This window comes from Candidatus Binatia bacterium, assembly GCA_036382395.1.
Classification (GTDB): Bacteria; Desulfobacterota; Binatia; order HRBIN30; family HRBIN30; genus JAGDMS01.
Window position 1 is genome coordinate 1 of record DASVHW010000389.1, and the last position, 3,181, is coordinate 3,181.

The 3,181-nt window shown below is 63.8% G+C and carries 2 protein-coding genes; one reads left to right on the top strand and one right to left on the bottom strand.

Annotation, left to right across the window (positions count from 1 at the left end):
• The coding region (locus VF515_18885) for a polymer-forming cytoskeletal protein (GenBank protein HEX7409699.1) at positions 1–233 on the bottom strand (233 nt) is incomplete at its 3' end.
• A 582-nt stretch (positions 234–815) separates the two neighbouring features.
• Between VF515_18885 and VF515_18890 the strand changes: the two genes are divergently transcribed.
• Positions 816–3,181: protein kinase (locus tag VF515_18890; GenBank protein ID HEX7409700.1), on the top strand; the 2,366-nt coding region annotated here is incomplete at its 3' end.

Sequence of the window (3,181 nt, forward strand, 5' to 3'; positions counted from 1 at the left end):
AGGTTGATCGAGCCCTCGACGCGGCCATCGATATAGAGAGATTCAGACCCCGTGACCTCACCCTTGATGACCAGCGACTTGCCGATCGTGGCCTGGTCCTGCGAATTCACGATGGCGTTGCGCGGAGCCGAAGCCGGCGCCGGTTCCGTTGTCGGAGTGAAGGGGGGAGCGGTGGGGCGCTGCGGCTCCGGCGTTGCGGCCGGACCGCTGGGCTGATTGGTGGGCTTCCACATGGCGATACAGGTCCTTTCGTGACCAGGGGAGTAAAAAGTCAGTGTCGCACGTACACAGCCAAAGCCCCGGTTTTCGGGCTGGAAAACCTTTGTGCTTCAGTTGTCGTAAGTTGCTGGCGACACTCTTCCGTTGTAGCACAGATTTCCACTGCCTGCTTGGGCCGCTGGACTGCCGCGTGGTGTAATTCTTCTCCGGCGCTGGGAATTTGTTATATGGGGCCAAGGCCCAACGCGACGCCTCGATTCGCGCGTAACCCGCGGCGAGGTTGTGGTTTGGGGCATACGGCATAAGGGGTCCGGGAATCCAGCATGCAGCAAACTGTTACGAAACGCGTGCCGTCCCTAACGGGACTCGCGCTTTGTCCCACTCATACTCCCGGCACTCACGTGCCGGGCCATGGACTATCGCGCCTGCGGCGCTAAACTCGAGGTCTTGTTCCACTCGACCGATGGAACAAAGAGTTTTGTAACAGCCTGGCAGGTCCGGGCCCGACCTAGGTTTTTTGCCGTGCACCGTCTTTGCTTGCGCCCACCCTGCTTGCGTCCTAACATTCCAGATTCGCGAAATCCGGGGAGCCCCGCGTGATCGGCCAAACCATCTCCCATTACCGCATCGTGCAGAAACTCGGTGGCGGCGGTATGGGGGAAGTCTATGAAGCCGAGGACATCCGCCTGGGGCGCCGCGTCGCGCTCAAGTTTCTCCCCGACAGCATGTCCGGCGATCCGGTGGCCCTGGAGCGCTTCCAGCTCGAAGCCCGCACCACCTCGTCGCTGAACCACCCGGGTATTTGCACCATCTTCGACATCGCCTCGCATAACGGACTTCCCATCATCGTCATGGAGTTGTTGCAGGGGGAAACGCTGAAGGAGCGGCTCTCCCGCGGTCCGCTGCCGCCGGGTGAAGTGATTGATTACGGCATTCAGTTGGCCGACGCGCTCGAGGCAGCGCACCAGCTCGGCATCATTCACCGTGACATCAAGCCGGGCAATATTTTCCTGACCAAGCACGGCCATACCAAGGTGCTGGATTTCGGCTTGGCAAAGCTGAAAGCCGAACCCAGGGCACCCGAGTTGCAGCCGGTTGCGGCGACCCATCGCCCAACTTCGGAAGCGATCACGAATCTCACCTCGATTCCCGGCACGACGCTGTACATGTCGCCCGAGCAGGTCCGCGGCCAGACGCTCGACGAACGCACCGACCTCTTCTCACTCGGCGTGGTGCTGTACGAGGCGGCGACCGGCCACAAGCCCTTCGAAGCCCACAACGCGGTCTTGACCATGACCGCGATCCAGCACCAGCGACCGGTGGCGCCCTCGAATTACGACGCGGAAATGCCGTCGGGGCTGGAGCAGGTTTTGGGCGGACTGCTGGAAAAGGACCGGCGGTTGCGCTACCAGAGTGCGCGTGAACTCGCCGAGGATTTGCGCCGGCTGAGACGCCAGATGGAACTCCGTCAGGCCGAGGACAGCGATATCCAACTCGTCATTCAGCCCAGCAAGACCTTTCGCAAGCTGAGCCTGCGCCAAATCTATATTCTGCTCGGCGCGGCCGGCGCGATCACCACCATCCTGCTGGCGGTCACCATCTGGTGGGCCAAGCAAGCGTCTTCCAGCGGCGTGACCGGGGCCGCCAATAACACCATCCTGGTGCTGCCGTTCAACAACATCGCGCGTGATCCCGACGTGGACTACCTCCGCCTCGCGCTCGCGGACGAGCTGGTCAAGATCCTCGCTTACACGCGCTCCATGGAAATTCGCCCCGTTCCGACCGCGCCCAGGTATATGCGTGGTGAATTCGACCCGCAGCAGGCAGGCCGGGAATACAAGGCCGCCATCGTGCTGACCGGACACTTCATGGCGCAGGGCGCGCGCCTGACCATCACCATCGAGGCGATCGACGTCAAGCGCAACCGCCTGCTATGGCAGGGAAGCTTCACCGTCCCGCAGCAGAACCTGATTTCGCTGCAGGAAGACCTGGCATTCAATGTGAAGAGCGGCCTGCTGCCCGCGCTCGGATCGCAGGCGGCGATGCTCGCCAGCGCGACGCAACCGCGCAACGCCGACGCCTACGACCTGTATCTTCGCGGCGCGGCGCTCCCGCGCGATCCCGAGCCGAATTCCACCGCCGTCGTGATGCTGGAGCACTCGGTCGCGCTCGATCCCAAGTTCGCCCCGGCGTGGGATGCGCTCGGCCTCCGCTACTACTACGACGCGACCTACGCGGGCGGTGGCATGGAGGCCTTCGACAAATCGGCGGAGGCCTATGAGAAGGCGCTCAAGCTCGATACGAACCTGATCTCATCGGTCGCCCACCTGGCGCGCATCCGCGCCGAGCGCGGCCAGATTGCCGACGCCTACCGCGAAGCCCATGACCTGGTCGCCCGGCGGCCGGAGAATGCGCAGGCCCACTTCACCGTGGCCTACGTCTTGCGTTATGCCGGGATGCTGCACGATTCGGCCCGCGAATGTGACGCGGCGCTCGGGCTCGATCCCAGCAACTACGATTTCCGCTCCTGCTCCTTTGCCTTCGCCGAACTGGGGCGCACCACGCGCGCGCTGGAGTACGTGCACCTGGACAGCGGATCGGAATGGGCGGCAAGCGTCTCTCCGTTCATCCTGTTGCGCGAAGGCCGCATGGAGGAGGTGCGCATGGCGGCCGCCAAGATTCCGCCAGGCCCCACCTGGTTCGCCCCGCTCTTGCAGGCGTGCGTCAAGCCGGTCGCCCCCGCCGAGATGAAACGCCTGGCCGACCAGGCTGCGCCGCAACTGCTCGCCTTGCGCGACGCCGAGCTGCGCTACTACCACGGCGCCATCCTGTCGTATTGCGGACAGACGGACCTGGCGGCGAAGCTTATCCAGAGCGCCATCGCCGCGCACTATTGTTCCAATGTCGCCCTCTACACCGACCCGCTGCTGGCGAAGCTGCGCGCCACGCCGGCATTCCCCGC